The organism is Streptomyces sp. MBT65 (assembly GCF_016612545.1).
In the GTDB taxonomy this organism is placed as follows: domain Bacteria; phylum Actinomycetota; class Actinomycetes; order Streptomycetales; family Streptomycetaceae; genus Streptomyces.
This window is the reverse complement of sequence record NZ_JAENRY010000042.1, coordinates 1-25,096: the sequence shown is the minus strand read 5'-3', so window position 1 is coordinate 25,096 and position 25,096 is coordinate 1. Positions and strand designations below refer to the sequence as shown.

General features: G+C 67.8%; 27 protein-coding genes and 5 pseudogenes. 11 read left to right on the top strand and 21 right to left on the bottom strand.

Annotation, left to right across the window (positions count from 1 at the left end; all coding sequences use genetic code 11):
• Positions 1-165: 165 nt before the first annotated feature.
• From JHN63_RS12460 to JHN63_RS12445, 4 genes are all read right to left on the bottom strand, one after another.
• A complete protein-coding gene (locus tag JHN63_RS12460; RefSeq protein WP_200679667.1) occupies positions 166-996 on the bottom strand; it encodes an enoyl-CoA hydratase/isomerase family protein in 831 nt (276 codons plus the stop codon).
• 111 nt (positions 997-1,107) lie between these two features.
• Positions 1,108-1,914, bottom strand: coding sequence for a strictosidine synthase (locus tag JHN63_RS12455; protein WP_200679666.1), 807 nt, complete (start codon positions 1,912-1,914; stop codon positions 1,108-1,110).
• 33 nt (positions 1,915-1,947) lie between these two features.
• On the bottom strand, positions 1,948-2,814 hold the full coding sequence (locus tag JHN63_RS12450; RefSeq protein ID WP_200679665.1) for an alpha/beta fold hydrolase: 867 nt from the start codon (positions 2,812-2,814) through the stop codon (positions 1,948-1,950).
• A gap of 66 nt (positions 2,815-2,880) precedes the next feature.
• Entirely contained in the window at positions 2,881-3,876 is a 996-nt protein-coding gene (locus tag JHN63_RS12445; protein ID WP_200679664.1) for an NADP-dependent oxidoreductase, read from the bottom strand.
• Between the two features lie 148 nt (positions 3,877-4,024).
• On the opposite strand from JHN63_RS12445, the gene JHN63_RS12440 reads away from it, so the two are divergent.
• Positions 4,025-4,648: a TetR/AcrR family transcriptional regulator gene (locus tag JHN63_RS12440; RefSeq protein WP_200679663.1), complete on the top strand. Its 624-nt coding sequence runs from the start codon at positions 4,025-4,027 to the stop codon at positions 4,646-4,648.
• Positions 4,649-5,044: 396 nt separating this feature from the next.
• Here the strand turns inward: JHN63_RS12440 and JHN63_RS12435 are convergent, their stop codons facing one another.
• Both JHN63_RS12435 and JHN63_RS54250 read right to left on the bottom strand, forming a co-directional pair.
• Positions 5,045-5,488, bottom strand: a complete 444-nt coding sequence (locus tag JHN63_RS12435) for a TetR/AcrR family transcriptional regulator (RefSeq protein ID WP_307781876.1) — start codon at positions 5,486-5,488, stop codon at positions 5,045-5,047.
• Between the two features lie 21 nt (positions 5,489-5,509).
• A complete protein-coding gene (locus JHN63_RS54250; RefSeq protein ID WP_307781875.1) occupies positions 5,510-5,662 on the bottom strand; it encodes a TetR family transcriptional regulator in 153 nt (50 codons plus the stop codon).
• 93 nt (positions 5,663-5,755) lie between these two features.
• Between JHN63_RS54250 and JHN63_RS12430 the strand changes: the two genes are divergently transcribed.
• Positions 5,756-6,193, top strand: a complete 438-nt coding sequence (locus JHN63_RS12430; RefSeq protein WP_200679661.1) for a hypothetical protein — start codon at positions 5,756-5,758, stop codon at positions 6,191-6,193.
• A gap of 86 nt (positions 6,194-6,279) precedes the next feature.
• Here JHN63_RS12430 and JHN63_RS12425 read toward each other — a convergent pair.
• Positions 6,280-6,528: pseudogene (locus JHN63_RS12425) on the bottom strand (tyrosine-type recombinase/integrase); the annotation flags it as partial.
• Between the two features lie 468 nt (positions 6,529-6,996).
• Between JHN63_RS12425 and JHN63_RS12420 the strand changes: the two are divergent.
• Both JHN63_RS12420 and JHN63_RS52600 read left to right on the top strand, forming a co-directional pair.
• Positions 6,997-7,341 (top strand): hypothetical protein, encoded by a 345-nt coding sequence (locus JHN63_RS12420; RefSeq protein ID WP_200679659.1) that lies wholly within the window; start codon positions 6,997-6,999, stop codon positions 7,339-7,341.
• A gap of 468 nt (positions 7,342-7,809) precedes the next feature.
• Positions 7,810-7,932: pseudogene (locus JHN63_RS52600) on the top strand (type IV secretion protein Rhs); the annotation flags it as partial.
• On the opposite strand, the gene JHN63_RS12410 reads toward JHN63_RS52600, so the two are convergent.
• On the bottom strand, positions 7,895-8,473 hold the full coding sequence (locus JHN63_RS12410) for a transposase family protein (protein ID WP_234476499.1): 579 nt from the start codon (positions 8,471-8,473) through the stop codon (positions 7,895-7,897). The pseudogene JHN63_RS52600 and the gene JHN63_RS12410 overlap by 38 nt on opposite strands.
• Before the next feature lie 646 nt (positions 8,474-9,119).
• Positions 9,120-9,413 carry a hypothetical protein gene (locus JHN63_RS12405; protein ID WP_200679703.1) on the bottom strand — a complete coding sequence of 98 codons (294 nt, stop codon included), beginning with the start codon at positions 9,411-9,413 and terminating at the stop codon, positions 9,120-9,122.
• Positions 9,414-9,739: 326 nt separating this feature from the next.
• On the opposite strand from JHN63_RS12405, the gene JHN63_RS12400 reads away from it, so the two are divergent.
• From JHN63_RS12400 to JHN63_RS12390, 3 genes are all read left to right on the top strand, one after another.
• Positions 9,740-10,588 (top strand): lysozyme, encoded by an 849-nt coding sequence (locus tag JHN63_RS12400; RefSeq protein ID WP_374222913.1) that lies wholly within the window; start codon positions 9,740-9,742, stop codon positions 10,586-10,588.
• 338 nt (positions 10,589-10,926) lie between these two features.
• A complete protein-coding gene (locus JHN63_RS12395) occupies positions 10,927-11,475 on the top strand; it encodes a SigE family RNA polymerase sigma factor (protein WP_200679656.1) in 549 nt (182 codons plus the stop codon).
• Positions 11,472-12,188, top strand: a complete 717-nt coding sequence (locus JHN63_RS12390; RefSeq protein WP_200679655.1) for a hypothetical protein — start codon at positions 11,472-11,474, stop codon at positions 12,186-12,188. The genes JHN63_RS12395 and JHN63_RS12390 overlap by 4 nt, the downstream gene beginning before the upstream one ends.
• Positions 12,189-12,813: 625 nt before the next feature.
• On the opposite strand, the pseudogene JHN63_RS54245 reads toward JHN63_RS12390, so the two are convergent.
• A pseudogene (locus JHN63_RS54245) lies at positions 12,814-12,903 on the bottom strand (short-chain dehydrogenase/reductase); the annotation flags it as partial.
• A gap of 156 nt (positions 12,904-13,059) precedes the next feature.
• Positions 13,060-13,965 (bottom strand): AraC family transcriptional regulator, encoded by a 906-nt coding sequence (locus JHN63_RS12385; RefSeq protein ID WP_200679654.1) that lies wholly within the window; start codon positions 13,963-13,965, stop codon positions 13,060-13,062.
• A gap of 143 nt (positions 13,966-14,108) precedes the next feature.
• Between JHN63_RS12385 and JHN63_RS12380 the strand changes: the two genes are divergently transcribed.
• The 3 genes from JHN63_RS12380 to JHN63_RS12370 all read left to right on the top strand — a co-directional run bounded on the left by JHN63_RS12380 (position 14,109) and on the right by JHN63_RS12370 (position 15,670).
• On the top strand, positions 14,109-14,426 hold the full coding sequence (locus tag JHN63_RS12380; RefSeq protein ID WP_200679653.1) for a putative quinol monooxygenase: 318 nt from the start codon (positions 14,109-14,111) through the stop codon (positions 14,424-14,426).
• A gap of 93 nt (positions 14,427-14,519) precedes the next feature.
• The gene (locus tag JHN63_RS12375; protein ID WP_200679652.1) at positions 14,520-15,488 is read left to right on the top strand and encodes an alpha/beta hydrolase; all 969 of its coding nucleotides are present in this window, start codon (positions 14,520-14,522) and stop codon (positions 15,486-15,488) included.
• Positions 15,489-15,511: 23 nt separating this feature from the next.
• A complete protein-coding gene (locus JHN63_RS12370) occupies positions 15,512-15,670 on the top strand; it encodes a hypothetical protein (RefSeq protein WP_200679651.1) in 159 nt (52 codons plus the stop codon).
• Positions 15,671-15,972: 302 nt separating this feature from the next.
• Here the strand turns inward: JHN63_RS12370 and JHN63_RS12365 are convergent, their stop codons facing one another.
• The 10 genes and pseudogenes from JHN63_RS12365 to JHN63_RS12330 all read right to left on the bottom strand — a co-directional run bounded on the left by JHN63_RS12365 (position 15,973) and on the right by JHN63_RS12330 (position 24,459).
• On the bottom strand, positions 15,973-16,617 hold the full coding sequence (locus tag JHN63_RS12365) for a hypothetical protein (RefSeq protein WP_200679650.1): 645 nt from the start codon (positions 16,615-16,617) through the stop codon (positions 15,973-15,975).
• Positions 16,618-17,066: 449 nt separating this feature from the next.
• Positions 17,067-18,067: pseudogene (locus JHN63_RS12360) on the bottom strand (IS701 family transposase); the annotation flags it as partial.
• Between the two features lie 196 nt (positions 18,068-18,263).
• Positions 18,264-18,899, bottom strand: coding sequence for a haloacid dehalogenase-like hydrolase (locus JHN63_RS12355; protein WP_307781879.1), 636 nt, complete (start codon positions 18,897-18,899; stop codon positions 18,264-18,266).
• A gap of 160 nt (positions 18,900-19,059) precedes the next feature.
• Positions 19,060-19,629 carry an NUDIX hydrolase gene (locus JHN63_RS12350; protein ID WP_200679648.1) on the bottom strand — a complete coding sequence of 190 codons (570 nt, stop codon included), beginning with the start codon at positions 19,627-19,629 and terminating at the stop codon, positions 19,060-19,062.
• 62 nt (positions 19,630-19,691) lie between these two features.
• The gene (locus JHN63_RS12345; protein WP_200679647.1) at positions 19,692-19,940 is read right to left on the bottom strand and encodes a hypothetical protein; all 249 of its coding nucleotides are present in this window, start codon (positions 19,938-19,940) and stop codon (positions 19,692-19,694) included.
• A 76-nt stretch (positions 19,941-20,016) separates the two neighbouring features.
• A complete protein-coding gene (locus JHN63_RS54635; RefSeq protein WP_374222914.1) occupies positions 20,017-20,253 on the bottom strand; it encodes a helix-turn-helix domain-containing protein in 237 nt (78 codons plus the stop codon).
• 3 nt (positions 20,254-20,256) lie between these two features.
• Complete coding sequence (locus JHN63_RS12340; RefSeq protein ID WP_200679646.1) at positions 20,257-20,643, bottom strand: hypothetical protein; 387 nt, start codon at positions 20,641-20,643, stop codon at positions 20,257-20,259.
• A 317-nt stretch (positions 20,644-20,960) separates the two neighbouring features.
• Positions 20,961-21,125 (bottom strand): annotated as a pseudogene (locus JHN63_RS52595) (S8 family serine peptidase); the annotation flags it as partial.
• Positions 21,126-21,397: 272 nt separating this feature from the next.
• On the bottom strand, positions 21,398-22,069 hold the full coding sequence (locus JHN63_RS12335; RefSeq protein WP_200679700.1) for a response regulator transcription factor: 672 nt from the start codon (positions 22,067-22,069) through the stop codon (positions 21,398-21,400).
• Positions 22,054-24,459, bottom strand: a complete 2,406-nt coding sequence (locus JHN63_RS12330) for a histidine kinase (protein ID WP_200679645.1) — start codon at positions 24,457-24,459, stop codon at positions 22,054-22,056. The genes JHN63_RS12335 and JHN63_RS12330 overlap by 16 nt, the downstream gene beginning before the upstream one ends.
• Before the next feature lie 156 nt (positions 24,460-24,615).
• Here JHN63_RS12330 and JHN63_RS12325 point away from each other — a divergent pair, with 156 nt between their 5' ends.
• Complete coding sequence (locus JHN63_RS12325; protein WP_200679644.1) at positions 24,616-24,930, top strand: hypothetical protein; 315 nt, start codon at positions 24,616-24,618, stop codon at positions 24,928-24,930.
• Positions 24,931-25,096: the final 166 nt, after the last annotated feature.

Genomic DNA, 25,096 nt, shown 5'->3' with positions numbered 1-25,096 from the left:
CAATCGGCCCGTGGCCCGGAGCGGGCGCCGACGCGTTCGAATTCGCCCGTGATGCTGGTGCGCCGGTCGACCACGGCGCCGAAGACGTCGGAAATCACGTGGGCCCTGCGGTGAAAGAGGACGGACGCGGCATCGGCTGCATCCGTCCTCGCTTTCTGATGGGTGTCAGCGTTGCTGATTGGCGACGCCGATGTGGTGCCCGAGACGGTATTCGAAGTCGATGCCGGCCTGTTCGGCGGCGGCCTGCGTGCCGGCGGCGCGGGTGAGGAACCCGGGGAGGGTAAGGGAATGGGTGAACTCGCCGTACGCGGCGATCAGGTGCGCGTCCGGGGGGAGGGATGCCCGGTTGATCTGGGCCTTGGCCGAGGCGAGTGAGGTGTGGTCGAAGGAGGCGAGCCGGGCGGCGACGGTGGTGACGAAGGCGTCGAGTTCGCTGTCGGGGAGGGCGCGGGTGACCCAGCCCCAACGCTCGGCGGTGTCGGCGTCGTAGTCGTCGCTGGTGAGGATGACTTCCAGGGCGCGGTCGCGTCCGATGGCGCGAGGGAGGCGTTCGGTGCCGCCACCGCCGGGCAGCAGTCCGCTGCCGACCTCGGGCTGTCCGAAGATCGCCTTCTCACGACTGGCGTAGCGCAGATCGAGGGCGAGGGCGAGTTCGTTCCCGCCGCCGCGGGTGCGTCCCCGGATGATCGCGATGGTGATGTACGGCGCCCTGGAGAGTTCCAGGACCAGATTCGTCCATGCCGGCACCGCGTCCGGGTCCTCGGGGGCGGGGAAGTCGGCAGCGGCGGCCAGGTCGAAGTGGTTGTAGAAGAAGTCGGGGGTGGCGCTGTCGAACAGCACGACCTGGATGTCCGGGTCGGTGGCCAGTTCGGTGACGATCTTGATGAGGCGCCGGACGGTCTCGCCGACGATGAGGTTGACGGGCGGGTTGGCGAAGGTGATCTTCGCGATCTGCGGTGAGGTGCGCTCGTAGTGGACGGTGCTGGGCTCGCTCATGGCTGGCTCCGGATATGGACAGGGATGGGTGATGGGTGTCGGACGGCGACGGGGCGCGAGGAGGGCCGGGAAGCGTGGCGCGGATGCATTGCCGAGCAGAGCCCGCGCCGCTCACTCCTCGTAGTGCGGGAGGATCTCGCCGTTCTTGACGTAGGTGAGGGCGGCGGTGACGTCGTAGGCGTGGATCGCGGAGACCTGCGGGGCCAGCCGGTCGGACAGGTCCTCGATCGCGTTGCCGGTGAAGAAGGCGTCCCGTGCCGCAATGCCGGTGAACCCGAGGCTGAGGGAGGCGTGGAAGCGCTGGTCGTGGGGGTTGTCGTGGGCGACGTTCGGGGTGTCCCAGAGCTTTTCACTCCAGGGCAGGAACGTCTGCGTGCGCAGTTCCTGCAGCACTCCGGTGCCGGCGAGCGCGGGAGCGAGCTGCTCGTTGACGAACTTCCGGAAGACACCGGCGCCGACCTCGTCCCTGCGGCGCAGGTAGATCAGAGCGCGGGCACCGACCGGCTGTCCGGGGCCTGCGACGTCGTACCAGCGGGACGAGTTCGGCGGGCCGGCGTAGAGCAGGGTGCGGCGGAACACGTTGATCTCGTCGGCGTAGGCCAGCTTCGTCTGCTTGCGCCCTTTCAGGGGTGCGAGCGCCGATTGGAAGGTGACTTCCGCGACGCCGTCGATCTTCCGGTCCGCGGGGATCGCGGTCTGGACCCCGTCGGTGTCCGGCCACCGGCCCGGGTTGTGCTCGGCGAGGTGGATCTGCCGGTACTCCTCCAGGCCCGGGGTGGCGGAGATGATCCCTGAGTGCGGGCCCTTCCAGTGGGCCATGCCCCTCTGGCGGGGCTGGTCGGTCCGCACCCACAGCAGGATCGAGGAGGTGAGAGGCTTCTTCACTGCCAGGGGCGCGGCGGCCGGTGACGTGCTCATGATGGTGCCCATCCCTTCCTGGTCAGGCGGTTGTCACGGGGTGAGGAACTCGACCGCCACGGGGGCGAACCGGTCGTGGTACTGGAAGATGCCGCCGTGCCCGGAGTCGGGGTAGATGATCAGCTCACTGCCCTTGATGCGCTGGTGCAGGTCCTCCGACAGGACCGACGGCACCATGCGGTCGTTGTCGCCGTTGGCGATCAGGGTGGGCTGCGTGATCGACGACAGGTTGTCGGGGGCGGAGCGCCCCCACTTCTTGATGGCCTTCAGCTGTGTCTGGAACGCCTTGGTCTTGATGTCCGCGTCGCGGTCGACGGTGCGCTCCTTGAGCCGGTTGACGAACGCGCGTGCGGCGGGCTTGCCGGTGGCGTTGCGGTTGAAGAACAGGAACTCCTTGGGGTCCGAGCGGGTCAAGGTGGCGCGCAGGATGTCCCAGTAGGTGGTTCTGGCGACCTTGTCCATGTCCTTGCCGCCCTTGGGCCCGGTGCCGGTGAGGACGAGCTTGCGGACGAGCTCGGGGTGCTTGACCACCAGGGCCTGGGCGACCATGCCGCCGAGGGAGAAGGAGAAGACGTCGATCTTTTCGTGCCCGAGCGCCTTGATGAAGGTGTAGGCGTCGTCGGCCATCGCCTCGACACTGTCCGGCACCTGGCCGCTGGACGCCCCGACACCGCGGTTGTCGAAGGTGATGACGTGACGGCCCTTCGCGATGGGATCGACGATGCGGGGGTCCCAGTTGTCCAGGGTCGCGGCGAGGTGGACGAAGAAGACGACGGGAATGCCGCCCTTCGGTCCCAGCTCGCGGTAGGCATAGGTGACGCCGCCGGTACTGACGGTGCGGGCCGGAGCCTTCGCGTAGGAGGTGATGACGGCTTCGTTCGGGGTGTCGGTGCTGCTCATGACGTATTCTCCTTGCGTGTTCTGTGTCGCTGTGTGTTTCGTGTCGCCCGTCGCGGTTGGGGCGGGTCAGCTGTTGCCGATGACGGCCTTGCCGCGGATGCCGCCCTGGGACAGGGACTGCAGCGCCTGCGGGGTCTGGTCGAAGCGGACCACCTTGCCCACGACCGGGCGCACCACGCCCTGATCGATGAGGGTGGTCATCTGGCGGAGCTGATCGCCGCTGGCGCGCATGAGCAGGAACTCGTACGTCACGCCGAGCTTCTTCGCCTGCTTGCGGATCTTGCGGCTCAGGCCTGCGACCGCCAGGCGCAGCAGCGGGTTCAGGCCAGCCTCGCGGGCGAACGCGGGGTCCGGGGGACCGGCGATCCCGATGGCCTTGCCGCCGGGCTTGAGCACCCGCAGGGACTTCTCGAGATTCTTACCACCGATGCCGTCCAACACCAGGTCGTAGCCGGTCAGGAGCTGCTCGAAGTCCTGGGTGCGGTAATCGATCACCGTGTCCGCGCCGAGCGCGCGCACGAAGTGCGCGTTGGAACCGCCGGCGGTCGTGGCGACGCTCGCACCGAGGTGCGCGGCGAGCTGGATCGCGATCGAACCGACCCCGCCAGCGCCGGCGTGGATGAGAACCTTTTGCCCGGGCCGCACCTTCCCGCGCTCCACCAGCGCCTGCCACGCCGTGAGCGCCACCAACGGCAGTGAGCCGGCCTCATCCATGCTGATCGAGGCGGGCTTGAGCGCCACGTCGCCCTCCGCGACGGCGATGCGCTCGGCGAACGTGCCGATACGGTCCTGGGCGGGCCGGGCGTAGACCTCGTCTCCGGGCTTGAATCCGCGAACCGCCGCCCCGACGCCAATGACGGTGCCCGCGACGTCGTTGCCCAGGATCAGCGGCAGCTTGTAGGGCAGGATCTGCTTGAACTCACCGGCGCGGATCTTCTCATCCAGCGGGTTCAGCCCGGCTGCCTCCACCCGCACCAGCACGTCGTGCTCACCGACGGTGGGCTCGGGGACTTCCGCCTCCTGCAGCGGCTCCTTGTACTTGGTGACGACGAACGCTCTCATGGGGCGCCACTCCTAGTCTTCGTCCTATTTATCCGTGTTTGGGATTGGATCGGCAAACTCGGTGCGGCATCCGGAACCTCGCCCACTCGACCAATCTGAGTACACTCAACTATGAGTCCACTCGGAAATAATGTCAAGGGAGGTCCCCATGGGAAGCGGTCACATGCCGATCGGGCGCCGCGAGCTGGCCAAACAGGCCAAGCGCGAGCGCATCATGACCGCAGCCCGCGAGCTGTTCGCCGAACACGGCGTCGGCAGGGTCACAACGCAGCAGGTCGCCCGCCGGGCCGATGTCGCGATCGGCACCCTCTACCTTTACGCGTCCACGAAGGCCGAGTTGCTGATCATGGTGCAGAACGAGAAGTTCGCCGTCGCTATCGACGACGGCCTCGCCGCCGCGAACGCCGCGGTTGGGCAGGGCGTTCTGGAGCCAGTCGTCGCTCTCGTCCGTCCCGTAGTGGAATGCGTGAGGGAGCACATCGAGAACGGCCGCACATACATGCACGAGCTCGTCTTCGGCGACCCGGCCGAGCCCTACCGGCAAGCGGGCCTGGCCCTTGCCGGCCGCCTCGAGGGCGGCGTCACCGGCCTACTCACCCGCGACGAGCACATCGGCGCCGCCGACGCGGCAACGCTGGCGCGGGTGATCACCGCGATCATCCACCTCAGCACCACCGCCACCGTGTACCTGCACCACAGCGACGAAGCCGTCCTCGCCGACATCCGCAAGCAGATCCACGCCACCCTGGCGCCCCACTACCGCGCCGCATGACCACTCACTCCACGAGCCAACCGTCGAACACTCGGGAACGGGAGTACCCCATGAGCACGCATGACGACGACGTCGCCTTCGGCGCCGACTCAGCGGTACATCGCCGCGCCCGGCAGCTCGGCAAGCCGTCCAGCGTTGCTCTAGGCCCGCGTACATAGCGCCGCGTCCACGTCGAGACTCGGCTGCCATCGACTGTCCCTGTCGTGTGACCGCCTCGCGCACCGGTTCGGCAACATGGCGGACGGGCCGGAGTGCTTGCGGTGTCACGCCTGCGACATTACGGAGGCTAAATGGCAGGTCATCCGGCCGTTGCTGTCCATTCCGGCATGGTTGGAGGGGTGGGCGGCCGGAGGGCTACCGCCACCGCGTTCTGCTGGGATTCCGGAGATTGCCTACCTACGTGGCGTCGGGTCCCCGTCGCGCAGCCCCTGTACCCGGGATTCCGGGTCGAGGCCCGTGTGGTGCGGTCAGGGCTGTGTGGGTCGACGCCAGGATCTTCTCCGACAGCTCTGTTCCCGCGGTGGCGCGTGCGAGCAGGATGGCACCGACCAGGGCGGCCACCATGGGAAGGCCGTCGTCGGCGTCGGCGGACATCCACGCGGCGAATTCCCGGACTCCGGCCGCGTACGTTTCGCGCACCTCACCGGCTGTGGGTTCGCGGGCCATGTCCCCTGCGAATCCGGCGATGCGGCAACCTGTGCCGCGTTGGTCGCGGTGCTCGGTCGACAGGTAGAAGTCGACGAGGGCGGCGCGCGCGGTGTCGTGATCGCCGTGGGTCGTGTCGAACTCCGCCAGGAGTAGGGCAAGGTCCCCGAAAGCGGCTTCAGTCGCCTCGGCCACCAGGGCCTCCTGGGAGGGGAACTACTTGTAGAAGCCGCCCGTGGTCAGCCCGATGGACTTCATCAGATCGGCGACGCTGATGGCGTTCACGCCGCGCTCCCGGAAGAGCTGGGAGGCCGCGGCGACCGCGCGCCTGCGGTTCTCGAGCGCTTGTGCTTGCGAAACGCGACTCATCAGTCACGGCTGGGATATGAACTCAGAGTTTGAGCGTTACTCCCCAGTGGGAGGCTCGCATCACATGTACCACGAATCGGCCGGGTGAGTATCTTGGATCTCGAGGCGCGTAGATCGTTGCTGGAAGCGGCGGGTCTTACTGTTCTGGACAGTGCATGGGCCGGGGAAGCCCCAGAGCCTATGAAAGCGTGGCGTCCAATTATTAGAGGTGGGGCTACGCCTGATGTCCGGATTCACGCCCTAGCGGAAAATTTGCATTTCTCCGAAGTGCAGGATCAATGGGTGAGACTTTCCGAGGAGATTGGAATTTTCGGAGACCAAGGTGACTTTCTCATCAGTGTGGCCGGTGCAGGTGCTGCGAATGCTCCTTGGGCTCGCGTCCAGCGCACCAGCTCGATGAGGTTGGCTCAGCAACTCGGTTCTGTGGATGGAGAGCCGGAGTTTGTTGCAATGTCCCTCGATGGTCGCGTTTCGTGCGGAGTGACAACTGAGGAGTACGAGGTCTGGATTTTGACGGCGCTGATCGAGTAGGAGTCGTCAGGTGAAATCGCAGAGGCCCCACCGGATTGTTTCGGCCGGGCCTCTGGGGTGTCTGACGGCAGTAGTTGACGGCAACGTCAGCGGACTGGAACCGCGCAGAGCGGTGGTTCGTCGCCGTCGTCGGGCACGTCGGTGGTCTCGATGGGGTTGCGGAGGGCATTACCGAGGAGGTGGATGGCGTCGCGTTGGAGGCGGAGTCGGACGTGGGCGTACACGGTGGCCGTGACGCCGATGTGGGCGTGACCCAACAGCTCCTTGATGACGACGAGTTCCACCCCTTGCTCCAGGAGGAGGGTGGCCGCCGAGTGGCGGAGGTCGTGGAATCTGAAACACGCGTTTGGTGTTGCGCGGAACAAAGAGGGAAACTATAGCAAGACCGTGGGCCCGACCAACCCGGAATTCGGCGGGGCCAATGGGTTTGCAGAATATAAGCAGGCGGCTGGTGATCTCTTGCGTGGCCCCTATAGGTCCGGACATCCGGATGATCGCCTTTCGTCAGCTGGAACGCTATTCCGGAAAGACCCGGTGACGGGGAATTTTGGAATCCTCAATAGTGGAGGAAGTGTAAGCACCTTCTTCCGTCCGGTAGGCGACTTGGAGTCGCATTTCGGGGAGCAGGTCCAGAGTTTCCCCTAGTGAAATATGGAACCCGGGTGCGGGATGCAAATTCCGTACCCGAGTCTGGTTCGTGATGGTTGAAGAAAAATGAGCCGGGTGGAGGTAGTGTGAAAGGCTTGGAATTCTATAAGCGATACCAGGAGATTGGTCGAACCGTCAAACATAAGGGGCCCGTTGTGTCGGAGGTGGATCTGTGCGAGTGGAAACAATTCGTTGATGGTTGCGTAGCAGGATATGATGACAATCTTGCTGAATATCAAGGCGATTTGTGGATTCGAAGGAATTTTCAGCTCGTGCTTGATGATGAAGAGCTAAGGGGGATGGAAGGGTTTTCTGTATTCCGTGAAGCGGTTGGCCGGGTAGATGAGGTATTCAAGTCGGTTGCTACGGTGGCTCTTCCCGTCAGAGATTTATCGGGATTTGCTTGGTGGAATCTAGTCGTTCCTCGGTATGGCGGGGAAGCATTTGCTTCTGATCTTCGGATGGAATGCGGAGTGGTCATCCCGGTGAAAGAAGGGTAGGAAATATTGGTGAGTCGCGCAGACGCCCGCAAGCCCCTTGCCTCGGCTGTAACGGGGGAGCAGCTCGCAGATGCACCGATAGAACATCCGGGATCGGAACTGCTCCGCAGCCGACGAACTGACGCACGCCGCGACCGAGACCCGATGGCCCGCCCGCTGGAGTTCGCTCCAGGCTCGCCGCCACGGTTCCTGGGGACCTGATCCGGGCATAGCGCAGGGCGGAGCTGGGTCTGCTGGCGGCGGCCCGACTGTAGAGGGCAACGGTGCGACCGGAGCAGTCTGGCAGGCCGCCGTAGTCGGCGCAGGCAAAGCCATTTCGTGCAGTTTCACCCCCACCACCCCGGTCCTGATGGCCGACGGCAAGACCAAGCCCATCGGCGACATCAAGACCGGTGACAAGGTCGAGGCAAGCACCCCTTCTGGGACGACACCCTCCACACCTGGGTCCCCGCCGGCCAACTCCTCGCAGGCCACGCACTCAACAGCGTCGACGACCGCCACGTCCACGTCACCGTCGTCACCCCGCGACCCGGCGACCGCGACATGTACAACCTCACCGTCGAGGAACTGCATACCTACTATGTGCTGGCGGGCGGCACGGCGATCCTCGTTCACAATTGCGGTGGCGGGACAACCGTCTATCGCGGTGTGCCAGAGGGGCACCCTGGTTTCGATGCAGCGGTGGACGGTACGGCACCGTCGCGTACCGGATACCGCGGTGGGTGGCGAAATCATCGACACCGAGGACCCGCGGGGTGCGGTAGAGCGGGTCAGGCATCGCCCGGACGCGGTTCAGCAGCCCCATCCGCCCCGCGGTCACCCCCAGAGCAGGAGCCATCCGGGACCCGGCGCGGCCCGCTAACGCGAGTGCGACCCGGTCCAGCAGCTCGCCGAGCCGGTCAGTGCACCGCGCGTACGGGCTGGTCAGCCCCGATATCTGCTCAGCGAATGTGCGCTGTGAGCAAGCCGGATCGACGCACGCGAAGCGTCGCACGGACAGCAGGATCCGTACGGCGTGCCCGGCCAGCGGAAGATCCTGCAGCTGTCGCTCATAGCGGTCGTGCACCCGCGCCGACGCCTCGCCGCAGGACGGACATACGCCTTCACGACTCCGGCCGGCCAGCCGCACCATCAATCCGCTCACCCCGTGCGCTGCGGCGGTGATCAGCACCTCGACGCCCTCGAACAGCACGTCCTGCCAGGAGATCTCGTCGTGGTCCATGTCCTGGGCATCGACCCGGACGGTACGAAACAGCCCGCACTCATCAAACCTGATGGAGCTTCATATATGGCGATTCGGGCTGAGGTGCACCCCGGCGTGCAGTCCAGAATCGAACAGCCCCTTCACCGACCGTGACGGCTCCCCGTGATCGCTGCCAGAGCCCAACCGTCACCTACGAAGCCAAAGCTCTGGACCTGTTCCGTGTTGATGTCCTCGCGCACCCGGAGGCCGAAGCGTTCGACGGCCTGCTGTACGGCGGCCTCGGCCTGGGTGCTCCCACTGGAGGTAATACGTCCACAGCTCCTACCTGCGGCCGACGGACATTCGTGGCGAGATCCCTGAAGTGGGTGGTTCTGAAATGGAGTTCGGCAGGGGGAGAGGAGTGGGGGCCGCCGGGGTGCCCCGGCTGTGGCCGAGCCGATACTGGACGCGAGGCCATGTGCAACGCGGGGCCGCGTGGGTTCGCGGACATCGAGAGAAGTGGGCACTTCGCCCGATGTCCGCATCAATGCGTCAGGCCCCTGTCAGAGCGGCCGCCCCGCGGCTGATGACCGGTTCACGCGGCACCGATGACCCCGGGGGAGACGAATCGCCTGTGCAGTGGGCAGAACTCGCTCTCCGGCTCGCCGGTGATGCCCGCCTTCTCGACCGCAGGAGCCAGCCGTTCGCTGAAGAATGTCTGGAAGGCCTGTTCCGAGTCCCAGACGTCGGTCACGTTGAGTCCCCGTGGGTCGAACCATGCCACGTGGACCTGACTGCCGGCAGGGGCGGTCTCCTCCCAACCCACGGTGTCCCGGACGATGTTGTACTGCTCGGGGGTGACTCCGGCCCAGCGCATGAACGTCACCACAGCCAATTTCCGCTCCTCGCTCGTGTCGCCTACGACCAGCCCGCACGCCGGCCCACGGCCGATCTCCGGCACACGCGTATCCGCGCTCGCCGCTCGTGGTCGCTTGAGCATCGTCCTGCGCGACAGGCACCCGGCGAAGGGCGCACAGAGGTGCGACGGAGCGGCGGTTCACTCTTCGCGCCCGGTGGTCAACGGCCCGCACGTCCACACAGACATCCGGTGCCACGGTCCACCGTCGGCCCCGGCCGGCCGCTGCGGGGCCCAGGGCGGCGTCATTGGCGGTACATGACGTGCGGCTCGGCGCGACCGAGGATCAGATGGATGCCATGCGAAGATCCATATCATCCCGGTACGGCCGTCCGCGCCTGTGTCTGGCCGTGGTCCTGTCCGGCGTCCTCCTGACCGGGGCCGGAGTGCCCGCGACGACCGCCGCGACCGCAGCGTCGGAACCCGCACCCGTGCGCGGCAGCGCGTACATGGGCATCGGCGTGATGGCCCACGACGGAATCACCGGTACGCCCGATGCGGTCCCCCCGGCCACACGAGCCGGGCAGACCGAGGGCGTCGACGTCTCCAGCCACCAGCGTGACGTGGCCTGGTCCACGTTGTGGAGCAGCGGCACCCGATGGGCCTACACGAAGGCCACCGAAGGCACCTCCTACCGGAACCCCTACTTCGGCGGGCAGTACCAGGCCGCCTACGACATGGGTATGGTCCGCGGGGCCTACCACTTCGCCACGCCGGATTCCGGCAGCGGCACCGCCCAGGCGGACTACTTCGTCGACCACGGCGGTGCCTGGTCCGCTGACGGCCGCACGCTTCCCGGCGCCCTCGACATCGAGTGGAACCCCTACGGGGACTCCTGTTACGGCAAGTCCGCCGTCGGCATGGTCACCTGGATCGGTGACTTCCTCGGCCGCTACCGGGCCCGCACCGGCCGCGACGCGGTCATCTACACGTCCACCAGTTGGTGGACCCTCTGCACGGGCGGCTACCGAGGCTTCGGTTCCACCAATCCCCTGTGGGTCGCCCGGTACGCCACGTCGCCGGGAACGCTCCCGGCGGGCTGGTCGGCGTACACGATGTGGCAGTACACCTCGTCGGGGGCGACGGTCGGCGATCACGACAGGTTCAACGGTTCCCCGGACACGCTGGGGGAGTTCGCCACCGGATGACGAAGCCGTGTGCCGGGCGAGGCCTGAGGAAAGCTCCGTAGGTCCGCCCCGGCCCGTGCCGGCCGGCGGCACGCTCGCCGCCAGTTGACTGGGCGGTCGGTACAGAACTCCGGTGCCTGCGTGGCGTTGTCGAAGCCGGCTCGACACGCTCGCCGATGGAGAAGCGCGAGTACTCGATGCTGACGACGCCGCTGATCATGTCCATGCTCTGACCGTAAGTGGCCGTCACGTCGCCCCCCGCGAGGAGCCCGGCAGGCTTGGGGGCGAGAAAGTCTGGCCGGCGGGGCAGTCGAACCGCCTTCCGCGCCCGTCTTTACAGGGGAACGAGGGAGGGCGCATTGAATGCCGACGAGGAACGCCAGTTCCGCGAGTTCGTGGCGGCACGGTCGAGAGCGCTGCTGCACACGGCCTACTTGCTTACCGGGGACTGGGAGCAGGGCCGGGACCTGCTCCAGACCGCGCTTGCCGCCACCGCTCGGCGCTGGTCGAAGCTGCGCGACCGGGAGCAGCCGGAGATCTATGTGCGCCGGGCGCTTTACCACGCGCAGGTGGACCGCTTCCGGCTGCTCAGCTGGGGACGGGAGACGGTCACCGACACCCTGCCGGACCAGCCGTCCGTGCAGGCCGTCGACTGGGCCGACACCGTGGTCCAGCGGCAGGACATCATGGCCGCGCTGCGGCGGCTGCCCAAGCGCCAGCGTGCGGTGGTCGTGCTGCGCTACTTCGAGGACCGGCCGGACGCGGAGATCGCCGCGATTCTGGGTGTCGCTCAGGGGACGGTCCGCAGCCAGACCCACAAGGCCCTCGCTTCTCTCCGTACCGCCTTGGCCGAGGCGGGACAGTCGGCCGCCTCCTCCACCGCCTCCGGAAGGGGCGTCGTCGCATGAACGACTCGACCGAACACCCGCTGCGCGAAACGTCGTTGCGCGACGCCCTGCACGCCCAGGTCCGGGGGAACGGCGGTGACGCGGCCGGTGCCCATCTGGTCGGCCTGGCCGACGGCGCGTTGCGACTCGCCCTGCGGCGGCAGCGGCTGGCCCGTGCGGGTGTCGGCATCGTCGCCGCCGTCGCGGTCGCCACCGCCTGGGTGGCCGTCGCGGACGGCACGCCCCTGCGTGCCCACGTGGGTCAGCCCGCCGCAGGGGGCGACACCACGGACACCGGGAAGGCGGCCCTGATCTCCTTCCTGCCGGTCACCTCGTCCAACGAGCGCGCCTGCACCCAGGGCAGTGGCGGCTACCCCGTGCCCGCGAGCGCGACCCACCCGGAGTTCTGCGTCCAGGCCGACCGGGCCAGAGGCATGACCGACGTCCAGGTCGCCTCTGCGAAGGCCGACAAGAGCGGTGCCGACGGCACCTGGCGGGTCGAGGTGACCCTCGACTCCGCCGACCGGACCCGTTTCGCCGCCCTCACCGGCTCCATCGCATCGGCCCCGGCCCCACGCAACGAAATCGCCATAGTCATCGACGGCAAGCTCTGGAGCAACCCCTTCGTGACCTCGTCGATCACCGGCGGCCGTATCGAGATCGTCGGGCCCTACGTCGGAGACCTCACCGGCGCCACCGCCCTCGGCCTCGCCCACCGGCTGGACCCGAACTGACAGCCGGTGCCGGTCGCGGAGGCACCCGGAGCGGGTCAACGCGGGCCGGTCTCCGCCCTACGCGGCGGCCTGCCCAGCGCCCAGAACAGGACGCCGAGGAGCATGAATCCGAGCAGTGGGAGTGCCTCGGTCAGGGGGTACTTCGCGCGCTCGTCGTGATGTCGGCCGTACGGCGCGTAGCCCCGGCTGGACCAGGGGTCGCCGAGGCCCGGGGCAACCAGATGAACGCTCGCGAAGAGGACGAGCGAAGTGCGCAGGATGCCGAATCCTCAGCGGTGGTACGAGGGACAGTTCCCCACAGCCAGACCAACGAGCGGACAAGCCCACCCTCATATGATCAACCAGGGGAGCGCCAGGTGGTCGCAACTGGCCCTGAGTCTGTCACTCGACCCGAGGTTCTTCGCGATCCGCACAGAGGACGTAGCCGCCCTCTGTGCGGCCCCGCACTTCCGCTCCTCCGCTCCACCAGTCAGCTGGCCCGAGACCAGGCCTACGCTTACGGCCAGCTCGTCGTGGACATTACGAACAGTCTTGAACGGCACGTCGAGTTCCCGGGGCCTGCCGCTCCCAGCTATCTTGTGCCAGTGGACGACCCAGACGGCGACGGCCTGCAGTGTGCCGCCCAGGCGATGACGTTCCACCCCTGCGCGTGGAAGTAGAGGGCAGTCGCCCGCCCGTATCCGGATGAGGCACCAGTGATCAGAACTGTCTTCATGCTGTGATCCTCGCGATGCGATGGGACCCGCGACGAGCAGGCATTTTCCTACTCGGCGGAAGAACTACTGATCCCAGTAAATCGCTTCTACCAGCAGGAATAGTAGAATCATTCTCTCCCGTACTTGCACGATCCTCTTCTGCGCTCCGGTTCCGCTCAGGGCAGGATGCCCGCGGGAGTGCGCGCGGTGCTCCGCAGGCGGGCCGCGTCCCGGCTCGGGGGTTCACCGAACTGGCGGCGGTACTCGCGGCTGAACTGCGACGGGTTGTCGTAGCCGACGCGGTGGCCGACCCCTGTGACGTCTCCGGGGTGGGTGGCCAGCAGTAGCCGGGCCTCCTGGAGGCGGATCTGTTTCTGGAACTGGATGGGGCTCATCGCGGTCACCGCCTGGAAGTTGCGGTAGAAGGCTGAGACGCTCATGCCGGACACTCGCGCCACGTCCTCGACCCGGAAGGGCTGCGCGTAGTGCTCGCGGATCCAGCGCACGGCCCGGGAGACATGACTGAGGCCGCTGTCGGCCAGACCGAGCTGGCGCACCGTTGCCCCCTGCTCGCCGGTGATCAGCCGCCACAGGATCTCGCGCTTGGCCAGCGGGGCCAGTACCGCCCGGTCGCGGGGCTCATCGAGCAGGCGCAGCAGCCGGACCACCGTGTCGAGCAGGGCGGGCGGGGCGTCGCTGACGGCGATCCCTGACGGCGTGCCTCCACCGGTGCGGGGGAGGTCGCCGGGACCGGCCTGCAACAGGACTTCGGCGACGGCGGACGGTTCCAGGGTCAGGCCGAAACCGAGGGCGGGCCGTTCGGGGTCGGCCTGGGTGAACTGCCCGGTGACAGGCAGGTCGACGGATGCGACCAGGTACTGCCCGGGGCCGTACTCGTAGACCCTCTCGCCCAGCGCGAGGCGTTTGGCGCCCTGGGCGATGACGGCGACCACCGTGCCGGACATGGAGGGCGCCGGCGGATCCGGCCGGTCGACCTTCGAGATCAGAACGCCGTCGATGGCGGTGGTCCAGTCGGGCCGGGCGTGCCGGTCCAGCAGGGTTCGCAACTCTTCCAGAGACATGCGTCCATTGCAGCACCCCGCCGCCATCCTGCTCCCGAAATTGCGAGGATCGTGCAAGTACTCGCAAGCATCGTTCTAACGTTTTCGCAGCTCAGAGACATTGAATGGAATCAGTCCACTCCGCCACTGCGAAGGAAAAACACATGCTTGCCACGTACGGATTCAACGCCACACTGACCGCCAAGCCTGGGATGGGTAGCCGGCTGGTCGACCTGCTGCTGACCGGCCTCGACGAGGGCAGCCCCGGCGCGAGCGAGCACTGCGTCGTCTACCTCGTCTCCCGTTCCGCGTCCGACCCCGACGTCGTCCATGTCACCGAGGGCTGGACCAGCGAGGAGGACCACCACCGGATCTTCGCCGGAGAGGCCGCCCAGGCCATCGTGGCGCAGATCGCCGGGCTGCTGACCAAGGAGTCCCAGTACACCGACTACGTCCCGGTCCTCGGCAAGGCCGCCTTCTGAGCCCTGGACCGATCTGCCGATCCGGCACCTGCCCACCTGCCCAGACGCTCCCGTCTTCGTCCGTCCGGCACCACACCACGAAAGGCCCACGCCATGACCGCGACACGTCCCGCTCTGGACCCCGAACTGCGCGAGCTGCTGAGCGGCATGCCCCTCATGTCCCAGCTCACCCCGGAAGTTCTCGCGCAACTGCGCCAGCTCCCCTCGGCGCCCGTCGACTCGCTCCTGGCACACCGGCAGGTCGACAGGCGCGAGCTCAGAGTGCCGGCCAAGGACGGTGCCCAGGTCCGCCTGTCGGTCTTCAGCCCCGCAAACACCGATCACACCACGGCCGCCCCCTGCGTCTACTGGATCCACGGTGGCGGGATGGTCATGGGAGACCGCTTCTCGCAGATCGACATCCCGCTGGAATGGCTCGACGAGTTCGGCGCGGTCGTGGTCTCCGTGGACTACCGGCTCGCACCGGAAGCCACCGGCACCACCCTCGTCGACGACTGCTACCAAGGTCTGCTCTGGGCCGCCGAACACTCCCAGGAACTGGGCATAGACCCCACCCGGATCATCGTCGCAGGCATCAGCGCCGGCGGCGGCCTCGCTGCCGGCCTCACCCTGCTGGCACGCGACCTCGGCACCCCCGCCATCGCCGCCCAGATGCTGATCTGCCCCATGCTCGACCACCGCAACACCACCACCTCCAGCCGCCAGTACACCGGCGTGCCCGGTGTCTGGACCGGCGAGATGAACGAGTTCGGCTGGCGAGCCGTTCTCGGCAACCTCACCGCCGACGAGGTGTCCGCGTATGTCTCGCCCGCCCGGGCCGAGGACCTCTCGGGCCTGCCGACCACCTACATCGACACCGGCTCCGCCGAAGTCTTCCGCGACGAGGACACCGACTACGCCACCCGCATCTGGGCGGCCGGCGGCCAGGCCGAACTCCACGTCTGGGCAGGCGGCTTCCACGGCTTCGACGCCCTGTACCCGCAGGCAGACATCTCGGCCACAGCCCGCCGAACCCGCACCGACTGGCTCACCCGGCTCCTGCACCCGAACGGCTCCGCATAACGCACAGTACGTAGACCCGCGTCATGACGGCCGATGTGACAGAACAGGCGGTGAGGACGGTGATACACGTGCACTGTCCCCGGCTGCCGGAGGACATGTACCGGCAGCTTCTGGAGCAGTTCGCGGACCTCTCGCCGGTCACGCAGGTGCTGCCGCCCACCGCGGCTGTCCTGTCGCATTAAGGCTGTTGGATTCTCACCCCGTTCTCGTTTGTGCTGCAGGGCGAGACCGGAGGCGGCCTCCAGACGCACGAGTTGGTTCGCCTCGCTGAGTGACGCGGACAGAAACGGGCCTTGTCAGAAGGACTGCCGTGCTGTGAGGTGGTCCTACCAGTGTTCATTGCGCCGTAGATGGCAGACGCCGTCTCTCCGGTCTCCCGGCATGAGCATCACCGCCCGCAGCCTCATCCGGTGCGCCTGGACCACTTGCTGCCGAAACATCCGAGCGTGGCACCGACCACGTGCCGCGCTCTCGGAACTCGGCTTCAGCGGTCGGTGACCTCGGATTGTTCCTCGGATGTGGGCGCAACTACTGGCGCGGGTGCGGCGGGGGCGGTGTAGAAGACGGAGGCGCCCTGCTTGGTGCGCTGGGCCTGGCTCTTGGCCACCAGGCCCTCGGTGGTGACGCGGACGACCTTGGTCTTGATGCTGCGTTCGGGGTGGGCCTTGCTGAGTGCGGTGGAGATTTCCGCGGCGGAGCGGGGCTCGCTCTGTTCGACGAGGTAGCGGCGGATGAGCTCCACCAGGGTGGGCTGGGCCTTGGTGGTACCGGTCTTGGACGTGGGCTTGTCGGCGGCTGGCTTCCCGGCCGTCGTGCTTTCCCGCGGGGCTGTGGTCTTCCGTGTCCTTCGCCTGCTGGGGGGTGCGGCCTCGGCCTTCTGCGGGAGAGTCGGTGCGGTGGCGCTCTCGGCGGTGGCCGGCGGGCCGTCCGGTTCGTGTGTGACGCCGAGTGCCTGCTGGATGTTGACCAGCACGCTGTGGTCGTGCTGCAGGGCGGTCAGCTGTTGTTGCAGGGCGGCAATTTCCGCGCCGATGCGGTCCTGTTCCTTGAGGTTGCTCTCGAGGTCTCCGGCCACCTGGGCGGTGTACTGGGATGTCAGTCCCGTGGCGGCAGTTGTGCTCTCGGACATGAAGCTGGCCTTTCCTCGGTGTGCGGCGGTGATCCATGCGCGCGGTCTTGAACAGAGGCAGGCTCCCTCTGCGCTGTACCGGCGGTGCAGCCACTGTGACTGCCGCAGGATGCCTTGGTGTAGAGATACTACGGACAGGCGGAACCAGTTGTTCCTCTCGAGTGGCATCCGGGGTCCGGCACGGACGTCAGCGCCACGCCGTCTGGCTCCTTTGGGGACCTGCTACAGGGCGGGTCCGTGTGCAGGGGCTGGGGCAGTTCCGGACTGGCTCGGCGGTCTCCTGATGGTGGTGCCAAATTGTCAGGGCGCCTGTTGTCACCAGCCGGTCGAGGAACTCTCCGGTCCGCTGCGGAGAGTGCCCACACATTCGGGCTGCGGGCGCCGAGTTGCCCATTCCAGACGAGGCCGACCAAGCGCGTACCCGCAAGAAACGCGGCTCCCGTGGCGGCTGGCTGCCGAGGCTCGACCTGGAGGACTAGCCACCGCTCGGGCAGCTCCGGCCCGTCAGTGGCCTGGCGGACACCGCGTCCGGCTGGGCGCACGCGCAGGGCGACGAACCGCGAGTGCATGCGTTGAAGCCGCTTCGGCTCTTGCCCGGCCGGGAGCCTTCCCGCCAGGACACCGGCCTCGCAGCCACCCGCCCGGCCGCAATGACAAGGTTTTTCATGGTCTGAGCAGGCTCGGGATACTGCACTTTCGGTGGTCGGCCGGTGCCCGAGTAGACGGGCTGGACGGGCCGGGAGCCGGCCGGATGAGCGGTGTGACGAGACGAAATGCCCACCGCATAGGGCAGCTTGCGTTCTTCCAGGCCGTGGCGGAAGGCGCCGGCATCCCCGTATCCGGCGTCCGCGACGACCAAGGGGATGTCGATGCCCCACGACCGGGTCTCGTCGATCATGTCCAGGGCCAGCTGCCACTTCTCCACATGCCCCGCCTGGGCGGGAATGCCGCAGCGGCCCCGGCGGGCGACCTTGTCCGAGTCTGCCTCCGGGGAGGCAGGATCCCAGGACGCGGGCACGAACAGCCGCCAGTTCACCGCGGCCGAGGCATGATCCCGGGCCAGATGCAGCGACACCCCGACCTGGCATTTGGTGACCTTGCCCGCGGTCCCGGTGTACTGCCGCGACACACACGCCGAGGCGTCCCCGTCCTTCAGAAAGCCGGTGTCATCAATGATCAGCGCCTCGGCCCCGATCACGTCCTGCATCCTCCAGGCCAGACGGGCCCGTACATGCGAGGGATCCCACGGGCTGGAGGTGATGAAGTGCGCCAGCGCCTGCCGGTTGCCGTCCTCACCGAGGTGGGCCGCCATCGGCTCCACCGACTTGCGCCGCCCCTCCAGCAACAGCCCGCGCCTATACGCCTGCCCCCACCGCCGCTGATCCGCACGGAAGAACCCGTCGAACAACTCAGCCGCGAACGCCTCCAAGTCCTCGCGGACCAAGGCCATCTCCTCAGGTGTCACACCACCCCAACGACCCCAAAACACCAACGGACACGCCACTCACGAACACACCTGACCAAGCCCTACTAGGCTCGGCACGTGGTGGAGTGCGAAGTTATCCACTTCAAAAGGCGCCGCGCGGTGGCCACGGGATACGACAAACTTGCAGTCCGCTACGAGGCGGCTCTCCTGATAGCGGCCATCAACGAGTGGCTGTGACCAGGCGACTCAAGAGGGGAAGCACGCCTCGCAGGTCGCTGTCGTCCACGGCGGCGGTCGCCGCCGCCCGCGCTCCTGCCGAGGCATTGAATGCCACGCTCAGCCCGACGGATGCGAACAGTGGCAGGTCGGAGCGGCTGTCCCCGACGGCTCCGCACGAGCGGAGAGTCAACCCCAACTCTCGCGCCTGGGCGAGGGCGAAATCTCGTTTGTCGTACTCGTCGAAGTGGCGGGCGACCCGGCCTGTGAACCGGCCGTCCGTGGTCTCTAGTCGAGGTCCGCTGAACGCGTGGAAGCCGAATCGGTCGGTCAGGTAGCTGCCGACCGGTGACCAGGCGAGGGTTGCCAGCACGGGCACCAATTGGTTCCGCCGGCACCAGGCCACGGTCTCCGTGATGCCCGAGACCAAGGGAAGCCCGTCGAGCCAGCCGGCGACTTGTTCTTCGGGCATGCCCGCCCAACCCGCAGCATCCAGCTCGGAAACTTGCCGATTGTCCAGGGCGCCGGAGGCATAGGCGTCCTCGGCCTTGGCCAACTCGTCCCGATGGCCAAGGAAGCCGGCCAGGAAAACCGACGAACTCGTACCTGGAACGAGGGTGCCGTCGACATCGAAGAACACGGCGCCCACATGATCGGATGAGAACACCGACCAAGGATGCCACCAGCACGCGAGACGACGGATCATGGGCGTCCCCGCGTCCTTCCGATGCACGCTCTAAGGTCCCCACCCAGCAATCCGGCGGCACGCCGATCGAAGCGCTGTTTGCTGCCGCTGGGTCTCAGCCGCTGTCCTTGCGGTAATGCTGGAACAGTGCCAGGGCCGCTACTGACGGACCGTCCTTGAATCGGCCTTCGGCGATCAGCTGCCACACTTCCGCCTCAGAAAACCAGCGGCTGATCAAGCCGGCTTCTTCGTCGTCCAGGTGAGGTTCGCCACGGGTGAGATCCGTGGCAAGAATGACGTGAAACCCCTGGTCACAGTATCCGTAGGCTTCGAAGAGGTGCCCCAGGGGCGTCATCGTCCGAGCGGCCAGGCCCGTCTCCTCCGCAAGTTCACCGCGTGCCAAGTCCAACGGGACTGCGTCCGGTCTGTCTTCCCACGTGCCCTGAGGGAACTCCCAATAGCGGGCCTTCACCGGATACCGGTACTGCTCAACGAGGTGGAAGCCCCCGTTTTCATGCGGAATGATCAACGAAAAGTCAGGTTTGTGCACCACGCCGTACAAGCCCTCTGCGCCGTCGTGGCGCACCGTTTTGTCCTCGCGGACGGTCATCCAGCGGTTCTGGTAGTCCACGGTAGAGCTGGCGGCTGTGAGCTCATGCTCGGGTAACGATGCGTCGGAGATCATGCCGCGACGTTAGCCGAGACTCGGTGACGACCTGTTCGACGAGATCGCCCCCGCCCAAGTCCTCAGGATCCGTCCCATATCCCCAGGCGCTTGAGCCTGCGCTGCCGGCGCCGCTCCGAGACGGCCGTGAGGCTGAAGACAAGTCCGATGAGCAGGCCGAAGATCACAGCGAACAGGGGATCGTCGGGCTCCTCCTCGCGCGACACCATCAAAAGGAAGAGCGTGAAGGGACCGGCCACGCAGAGACCGGAGACGATCGGATGCCGGGCCACCCATTTCTGCAGCCGAGTCGGACGCCGCTGCCCGCCCATGGCCCGATCCAGGGCCCAGAACGTCTCGCCCAGGGACCGCCACCTGTTCGCCGCGGCAGAAGAATACGGCAGCCAATCAGCTTCTCCCGGCCGAGGGTTCATGACCGAGAACCGCCCGAGAGCCGGGTTCACAGCCCGCAGCCGCCCGGCTGGAGGTACGGGCCTCCAGGTAGGCGGTCCAGTCGGTAACCGCGCGGGAACGCCATCGCGTGACGGTGTTGAGGTGGAGGCCGAGCAGGGCTGCGAGGACGGCGGGAGGCATGTCCTGGGCGAGCTGGACCAGGGCGGTGGCGCGGGCGGGGCGGCTGGGGATTCCTTAGTCGATGAGGCGGCGGGCCAGTGTGCTGCCGGTGATGTGACGGCCCGGCTCGGCTGCGGGGAAGAGCCAGCGGTTGGGGTAGTTCGTTGCCCAGCCCGGTGGCTGTGGCTGGTCGGCGAACTCGCTCAGGAGCCGGGCCAGGGGGGCGGGCAGGCGGATGGGGACGCGGTCCAGGGGGAGGACTGTTTCCTGATTCCGGACGGTCACGGCGTCGGTGGGCAGCGCGGCGATCCGGGTGACTTCCTGTCCGAAGAGGAAAAGGACAGCGCCGGAGCAGCGGACGTCGAGCGGCAGGGCTGTGTCGGTCAGACACTGGTGGAGGATCTCCCAGTGGGAGTCCTCGTCCAGCGAGACGGGATCCGGCCTTGGACGCAGGGGTACCACGAGGTACCGGCCGCGGCGAGCGGGTCCCGGTGGCAGCGGGGCTGCTACCGCAGGAGATTCACCGCGCGACCGCCCGCGCCGTTGTTCTGGGGGCCTCGCCGGTGACGGTGAGCAACGTCGTCCAGCGGTTCGGCCTTCTCCTCGCGACCGCACCGGTCTCGTGTCCGGTCGATGCCACCGACCGGCTGCGGCGCAGCCGTGCGGAGCGGCGCGTGATGGCACCGCCGCAGCCCCGGCGGTGGGCAGCCGCGGGTGAGGCCGGCGATGCCTGCGCACCGGGGTCCTGCCGAGCCGGTCGGCGGTGAATGCTTCGGCTGCGGAACGAGCTGGAGCAGCTTGTCCGGTGAACCGGTGCCGATGCCGGTGAGTACGTTGCTGGTCGCTCCGTTCACCAGCGCCGCGTCCGCGGTGGCTGGGAGGACGCCAGGGTGGGCGGTCAGGCAGAGCGCCGCCGCGTCGGAGGCGTGCGGGGCGGCGAAGGAGCAGGCGGATGGCCATGGGTCCGGGACTGCGGTGTCATTCCTCCGCCTTGGCCTGGTGAGCCCTTTTCGGGTTCCAACTCGACCACGGCATGCGCTCCGGCCGCCGGACCACCACCTCGGCGCCCTCTTCATCAGGAGACACCGTCGGCCCCAGCCGGCGAGCGGGGGCTGCCGTAGTGGTGATCGGGGCGGATCCCTACGGGCCGTACGGGTGATGGGCAGTCGGCGGCATGCGATGGCCATCTGGATGTTCCTGCCCTCTGAGGTCCACGTCAGGGACCGGGTCCGCGGCCCGGCCGGATCAGGCCTGTCTCATACGCGAAAATGGTCGCCTGGACCCTGTCGCGCAGCATCAACTTGGCGAGCAGGGAGCTGACATGGGTCTTCACGGTTCCAGTACTGACACCCAGGGCCGCCGCGATCTCCGAGTTGGCCAAGCCCGAGGCGATACGGAACAGCACGTCCCTTTCACGCGGGGTGAGGCCGGCCAGAGCACCTGTCACCGCGGGAGGTGGAGGCGCGCCCTGGGCGTAGGTGTCGATCAGGCGGCGGGTGACGGCCGGGGCGAGGATGCCCTCGCCGGAGGCGACCACACGCAGCGCGTTCAGGAGTTCCTCGGGCTGGGCGTCCTTGAGTAGGAAGCCGGAGGCGCCGGCTCGCAAAGCCTCGTACACATGGGCGTCGAGGTCGAAGGTGGTGAGCACCAGGACGCGGGGTGGGGACTCCAGCGCCGTGATGAAACGGGTCGCGGTGAGGCCGTCCATGCCCGGCATGCCGATATCCATCAGGACCAGCTCGGGCGCCTCACGGGCGGCAAGCTCGACCGCGCTCGCACCGTCCCATGCCTCGCCGACGACGGTCATGTCGGGCTCGGCGTCGATGATGGCGGCGAACCCGGCGCGGACCACCGCCTGGTCGTCGACGACGATCACGCGCGTGGCGATGAGGACACCTCCGGACTATCCGCGACCTCTCGGGCCGAGGCCGGGGTCCTGCGCGCACGGGTCGGCAACGGCAGCAGCACCCGTACCGTACCGCTCTGTTCAAAACTGATGCGGGCTTCCGCGGCGGCGGCCTGTGCCCGGAGCCGCTCCGCGACCGGGCCGTGCACGGCCAGGCGCACGCCGGTCACCGTGAGGAGCAGTGCCCTCCTGCGGCGCCGCAGCCGGACCCGGGCGCGTCCCCGGTCTCCGGCGCCGAGCGCCGCTTCCGTCAGGCGGTAGGCCGCCACGTTCACCGCCTCCGGCAGTCCCGCGGCAGCGACCTCCGCGGCACCGTGCACGCTCACCTCGCGACGGACCGTTCGGCACAGGGTGTGCAGGTCGGCCACGGTAGCCCGAGGTCCGGTGTCATCCGGGCCGACTTCCTCCACGGAGTTCGTCTCGTCGGTCCTGTCGGTCGTGTCCAGCCCATGGAGCAACTCCCGCATCGCGGCGAGCGTCACGCGCGCCTCGGCGCTTGCCTCGTCCAGCCTTCCCTGGCGAGCGAGTCGAACCAGTGAGGTCGTGTGATGCAGCACCGCGTCATGCAGGCGCTCCGCCAGCCGGTGCCGTTCGGACGCCGCGGCGAGGTGTGCTTCCCAGCGGGAGGAGCCGAGCGCGAATTCGTCGCGGGCCACGGCGCGCAGCCTTCGACGCCGCACGAACAGTCCAGAGCCCCAGGCCGAGGCGTATACCGGGCACAGCAGCACGGTCAGGGATAAGGCGATCACCGCGACGGTGAGCACAGAGGGCGTCTCCCCGGCCAGCGAGCCGTCGGCGGCGGCCGTCATGGTAAGCACGGCACCGCTCGCGGCGGCGGCCACGAACGGCGCGGGCCAGCCGATCGAGGCGCTGCGGCCATAGGCGCCCAAGCTGTATACGGCCACCGTCTCGGCCAGCAGTCCGCCTGCGAGGAACGGTGCCACCCTTCCCAGGAGCGGGGCCACGAGGCAGGCCACCGGCCACAGCCACGATGCGGCCACCACACCGGCGAGTGACGTCCAGGGGCTACGGCGCCGCCGTAGCAGGGACAGCGCGTGCAGGGCGAGCAGCGCGGCCACGAGCGCCACGGCTCGAGGGGTGTCCTGGCCCTCGTAGTGTCGCCATCCCTCCAAGCCTGTCAGTAGGAAGACCAGGGGGAGTGCGGCCGCGCCGAAGAGGAGGGCACCATCCGTCAGCCACTCGTCGTGAGGAAGGCCCCGTGGACGCATGACTGTCCCCCGAGGTCCTGTGGCGTCCGGCAGCCGGGCACGAACACGCCATCCACCGTCAGGCGCGGGACCGGCGGTGAGTTCCCCGCCCACGGCCGCGGCGCGCTCTCGCATGCCCGCGAGCCCCCGGCCGGAGCCCATTCCCACGTGAGCGGTCGTGCCGTCGCGCACGGTGGCCTCGGTGTTGTCCACGGTCAGCTCGAGCGTTCCCTCCAGCCGACGTACGAGCACGGTCACGGTCGCGCCGGGCGCATACCGCAGGGTGTTGGTGAGTGCCTCGCGGACTATGGCGTGCACGGCCTCGGCGGCGGGCCCGGCGAGGTCGTCGGGTAAGTCGAGGCTGATGGGGCCGGCCAGCCGGCCGAACCCGGCGACGAGTTCCTGGACGCGTCCGGTCAACGGCCGGGCGTCGGGGTGGCCCGCGTCCCGCATCACGGTGACGAGTCGATGCAGCGCCGTAAGAGTTTCGTGTCCGGTCCGCTCGGTGAACTCCATGGCCTGGCGGACAAGTTCCGGTCTGCTCTGGCCAAGCCGCTTAGCTGCGTCGACGGTTACCACGACCGAGGTGAGATGGTGCGCGCTGACGTCGTGCAACTCTTGTGCCAGTCTGCCGCGTTCGTCCAGCGCCGCCTGACGCCGCGTCTCCTCTGCCGCGGCCAGGAGCCGGGTCGCCGTCAGTCTTCGGGCCAGCCCCTGCCGCCGTGCCAGTCCGATCCCCACGCAGACCACGTACGTGCTCGCCGCGATTGTCAGCTGAGTGGCGAGAGCGGGGCGAAGGCCGAACCGTACCCCCGCCAACACCCAGGACGAACCCACGGCCGCGACCAGACCCCGTGATGTGACGGAGGCGGGGCAGCGGACCGCGACGGAGTAGAGGGCGACCAGCAGACCGAGGTCGGCGTAGGCGTCGTAGGCTGCCACCTGGCCGAGCACGGACGTCCCCAGCGTCCACACCAACGTGCGCACGGGCGTATGCCTGCGTCGGCTCAGTGCGACGGTCTCCACGACGACGGCGATGAGCAGCCCTGCGGCACCCAGCGGTCCCGGTGTCCGGGTGTCCAGGAACGAGGCGCCGGGCCCCAGCTCCACCAACTGTACGGCGACGAGCAACCCGGGAAGCGCCCAGTCTCGTGTGGTCTCCATGTCGGCCACGAGCCTGCCACGGTGCGGAGGGTGAGTTCCACCCCGAGACCGCTGCTTTCGTCGCGACTTCTCCTCCCTCGCTTCTGCCTTTCGGCAGAGGCCCCTTTCCTCCGTTAAGCCGACGACCGGCGTCCCCCGCGACGGAATGCTGAGGCCATGGACATCGTCTCGCTCACCGTCGTGCTCAGCGTGATCGTAGCCTTGGCGGCCTCGGTCCTCATCGTCTCCAACGAACCCCCGTGGTGGGTCTACGCATTGAGCGCTCTCGGCGCTCTGACCCTGAGCCGGGCTCTGCTCGACGGCCCCGACCTGACCTCCGCCGTCCGCGCCAACTCCCTCGCAGCCTGGGCCGTGCGGCTCGCGCTGACCTCGACGATCACGGCGGTGTCGAGCTTCTTCGTCGGGCGGGGGAGTGGTAGCCGGGTCGATACGGAGGATGATGTCAGGGAGACCCCGCAGCACTGCGACTGAGACTGCCATCGCTCAGGTGGGCCTGTTCCACCCTCACGATCGGCATAGGTTTCTGGCTGTCGGCTGGTCGCGCCGTGCGGAGTGTCGTGAGGCGCGTGCCGCCTGGTTCCATCAGCCGGCCCAGCCAGGACTCTCCAGCCCTACTAGGGCCCGTCTTCAAACTGAT